The organism is Frankia sp. CeRuru1 (assembly GCF_977966315.1).
Window position 1 is genome coordinate 1 of record NZ_CDWWEW010000458.1, and the last position, 3615, is coordinate 3615.

At 69.0% G+C, this 3615-nt stretch carries 5 protein-coding genes and 1 pseudogene; all 6 read left to right on the forward strand.

Annotation, left to right across the window (positions count from 1 at the left end; translation table 11 throughout):
* Nucleotides 1–313, forward strand: a pseudogene (locus AC08OP_RS22565) (cell division protein FtsZ); the annotation flags it as partial.
* Between the two features lie 23 nt (nt 314–336).
* A complete protein-coding gene (gene pgeF, locus AC08OP_RS22570; protein WP_476616006.1) occupies nt 337–1020 on the forward strand; it encodes a peptidoglycan editing factor PgeF in 684 nt (227 codons plus the stop codon).
* Nucleotides 1017–1844 carry a YggS family pyridoxal phosphate enzyme gene (locus tag AC08OP_RS22575; protein WP_476616007.1) on the forward strand — a complete coding sequence of 276 codons (828 nt, stop codon included), beginning with the start codon at nt 1017–1019 and terminating at the stop codon, nt 1842–1844. Before pgeF ends, AC08OP_RS22575 begins: the two co-directional genes overlap by 4 nt.
* 10 nt (nt 1845–1854) lie before the next feature.
* On the forward strand, nt 1855–2397 hold the full coding sequence (locus AC08OP_RS22580) for a cell division protein SepF (RefSeq protein WP_476616009.1): 543 nt from the start codon (nt 1855–1857) through the stop codon (nt 2395–2397).
* 76 nt (nt 2398–2473) lie between these two features.
* Complete coding sequence (locus AC08OP_RS22585; RefSeq protein WP_462188856.1) at nt 2474–2728, forward strand: YggT family protein; 255 nt, start codon at nt 2474–2476, stop codon at nt 2726–2728.
* A 94-nt stretch (nt 2729–2822) separates the two neighbouring features.
* A partial coding sequence (locus tag AC08OP_RS22590; RefSeq protein ID WP_476616008.1) for a DivIVA domain-containing protein occupies nt 2823–3615 on the forward strand: 793 nt, incomplete at its 3' end.

The window sequence follows — 3615 nt, forward strand, 5'->3', positions numbered from 1 at the left end:
CTACCTGCAGGCACCCCCGCCGACGATCGCGCCGTCGAACGTCGGTCATTACCACCCGGAACCGCTGCCGGGGGCGCCGGCCTCGAACGAACCCGCCGCGGCCGCCACGGCCGAATCGACCGTGATCCCGACGATCGAGTCCCGCCTCGCCCCGCCGAACCGTGAACCGGTGGAGCCACCGGTTGATCAAGCCTATGGTCAGCACCGCCCGGAGCCGCCGCGCACTGCTCCCCGGCCGACCTACCCGCCTCGCCGGCCGGTGCGGCCGGTGGCCGACGACGACGAGCTGGACGTGCCGGACTTCCTCAAGTAGCCGGTGCCAGGCAGACTTCCGGCATGCCGGTTCTCGTCACCTCGCGCTCGGGTGGGGTCAGCGACCCGCCGTTCGAGGGACTCAATCTGGGCGACCACGTCGGGGATGCCGACGAGGCCGTCGCCGTCAACCGACGCCGGCTCGTCGACCGGCTGCGGATGCCGGTCCAGTACATGCGGCAGGTGCATGGGAGGCAGGTCGCCGTGTTGCGCCGGCACGGGCCGCCTCCGCAGGCGGACGCGCTGGTGACCGATGTCCCCGGCCTCGCGCTCGCCGTGATGGTCGCCGACTGCGCACCGGTGCTGTTCGAGGCCCCCGCGGTGGTGGGAGTGGCGCACGCCGGCCGGGTTGGGATGGCCAATGGCGTGATACATGCCACTCTCGGGGCCCTCGAGCGGCTCGGCGCCGCCCGGGACGAGCTCCGTGTCACCATCGGTCCATGTATCTGTGCCGGCTGTTACGAGGTGTCGGAGGATCTTCGTTGCGAGGTGGAGACCCAGGTGCCGGGGAGTGCGGCCACCACCCGCGTCGGCACCGCGGCGATCGATCTGCGCGCCGGTATCCGTTGTCAACTCGCCGTCGCCGGTGTGACTGATATAACAATTTCTGCTCGATGTACCGCCGAGGATCCGGAGCTCTACTCCTACCGCCGGGAGGGTCGGACGGGACGCTTCGCCGGTCTGGCCTGGCTCGGGCCGACGCCATGATCCACCGGCCCGGCCCGATCGAGCTCGATCCGGCGCGCCTGGACCGGTTGACGCGGCGGCTGGCCGAGGTTCGGGCTCGGGTCGCGGGGGCGGCCCGGGCCGCGGGCCGTGATCCGGACCACCTCACCCTCATTGCGGTCAGTAAAACCTACCCACCCCAGGATGTTGTGATGATGCACACGCTCGGGGTGCGGCACTTCGCCGAGAACCGGGAGCAGGAGGCCGGGCCGAAGGTGGGTCTCGTCACCCGGCTGATCGGCGGGGAACGGAACGTCCCGACCAAGGGGACCGGTGACGGCCCGTCCTCCGGTTCCGACGATCCGATCTGGCATTTCGTGGGACAACTGCAGCGCAACAAGGCCAGATCCGTTCTTCGTTGGGCGGATTGGGTGCAGTCGGTGGATCGGGTGAGCCTGGTGCCGGTGCTCTCCCGGCTGGCGATGGAACGCGGCCGCCCGCTGTCGGTCTGTCTCCAGGTCTCGTTGGACTTCCCTGGTGCTTCCGATGGGAAGATCGGTGCGTCGATCGCCGGCTCGAGGCGCGGAGGGGTCGATCCGGCCGGCCTTTCCGCCCTGGCCGATCTTGTCGAGGAGGCGCCGGGACTGGCTCTGCGAGGCGTGATGGCTGTCGCCCCCCGGGGAGGGAAGCCACGACCTGCATTCGCGCGACTGCGTGAGGTGGCGGAACGCCTGAAGGTGGGGCATCCCCAGGCCACCGTCATCAGTGCCGGCATGTCGGGAGATCTTGAGGACGCGGTGGTCGAAGGCGCGACACACCTTCGGATCGGCACCGCTTTGTTCGGTGAACGGCCTGGTGTCCCTTAGAGTCGCGCCCATGGGGCTCGGGCGCAGGGCGATGGTCTACCTCGGTCTGGCCGAGGAGGATGAGGACTATCTCGACGACGACTATGACGACGGTCGTGCGGTCGGTCGTGACGATCGGCGTGCTATGCACGAACCGGTTCCGATGGACCGTACGGTCCGTCGGATAGACGCACGTGAGGAGCCGGTCGCCATGCCGCGACGTCCACCGGTCGAACCGTTGCGTCCCGCCGGTCCCGTGCCGATGCGCAGGGTGGCCGCGGTGGAGGAGCCGCACCCCTACCGGATCACCACGCTTCAGCCACGCAGCTACAATGAGGCGCGCCAGATCGGCGAGGAGTTCAGGGACGGGACACCCGTTATCATGAACCTCACTGACATGGACGATGCCGACGCCAAGCGGCTGGTCGACTTCGCCGCGGGTCTGATCTTCGGGCTGCGGGGCGACCTCGAGAAGGTGACCAACAAGGTCTTCCTGCTCTCGCCGCACAACGTCGAGGTCACCGAGACCGACAAGCGACGCATCCGCGAGGGTGGGTTCTACAACCAGTCATAGCCAGGGAATGTGATCACGTTCCCCCCGTTCCTCAGGAGAGAGCGCCATCAGCACAGTAGGTAGCTTGATCTTTTGGGTGCTGACGGTCTATCTGTTGCTCCTGATAGCGCGATGGATCATCGATCTGGTTCTTGCCCTCAGTCGATCGTTCCGCCCGACCGGCCCCCTGGTACTGGTCTTCGAGATTGTGTACACGGCAACTGACCCTCCGTTACGATTCATCCGGCGATTTCTTCCGCCGTTGCGAGTGGGTAGCGTTGCGCTTGACCTCGGGTTCCTGCTGCTCTTCCTGGTGATCATCGTGCTTCGAAGCTATGCGCAGAGGCTGTGACGGGGTTGTTGTGCACACCGCGAGCGCGGGCGCGGCAGACTGCCCGCAGACCGCCCTCTCTTCGGGGAGCGGCGATGCCGCACGAGGAGGCGACGTGGCTCTGACACCACAGGACGTTCAGAACAAGGTCTTCAGCCCGACGAGGTTTCGCACGGGCTACAACGAGGATGAGGTCGACACCTTCCTCGACGAGGTCGAGGCGGAGCTGACGCGGTTGCTGGACGAGAACAGTGACCTGCGCCGGCAGCTCGACGAGGCCCGGCGTTCCGGCGGTGGTGGTCCGGGCGTGCCCGCGCAGATCCTCGAGGAGAACCAGGGCCTGCGCCGCCAGCTCGACGAGGCGCGTCGTCAGATCGCCCAGGCGCAGGCCCAGGCCGCCCGGGAACGGGGCCAGCAGCCGCAGCCCACCGGGCCGCAGGGGCCGCAGCAGGGCGGCGCCCCCACAACGGTGATCTCAGCGGTGGGTACCTCCGGACCGCCCGCCCGGGCCGGCGGTAACCCGCAGGTGGAGGCCGACATCGAGCAGCGGGTCGCCCGTACCCTCGTGCTGGCCCAGCGCACGGCGGACGAGGCGCTGCGCGAGGCGCGCGCGGAGTCCGAACGCGCCCGCCGCGAGGCGAGGGCGGACGCGGACCGCATCATTGGTGAGGCCCGGGCGCACGTGGCCGAGCAGCTCGGCGGCTTGGAGGACGACAAGCGTCGCCTCGAGGGCCAGGTCGAGCAGCTTCGGGCGTTCGAGCGGGAGTACCGTACTCGGCTGCGGGCCTACCTGGAGATGCAGCTGCGGGACCTGGACGGCATGCCGACTCAGCCAGCCGTCGGTGCCGGCGGGCCACCGCGACCGGGCCTCAACCCGGGTGGTGGACCCACGCCGCCCGCGGTGGGCA

Excerpts from the sequence above, each read along its gene's own strand:
- pgeF (WP_476616006.1), top strand. The coding sequence starts at position 337 with ATGCCGGTTCTCGTCACCTCGCGCTCGGGTGGGGTCAGCGACCCGCCG.
- AC08OP_RS22575 (WP_476616007.1), top strand. The coding sequence starts at position 1,017 with ATGATCCACCGGCCCGGCCCGATCGAGCTCGATCCGGCGCGCCTGGAC.
- AC08OP_RS22580 (WP_476616009.1), top strand. The coding sequence starts at position 1,855 with ATGGGGCTCGGGCGCAGGGCGATGGTCTACCTCGGTCTGGCCGAGGAG.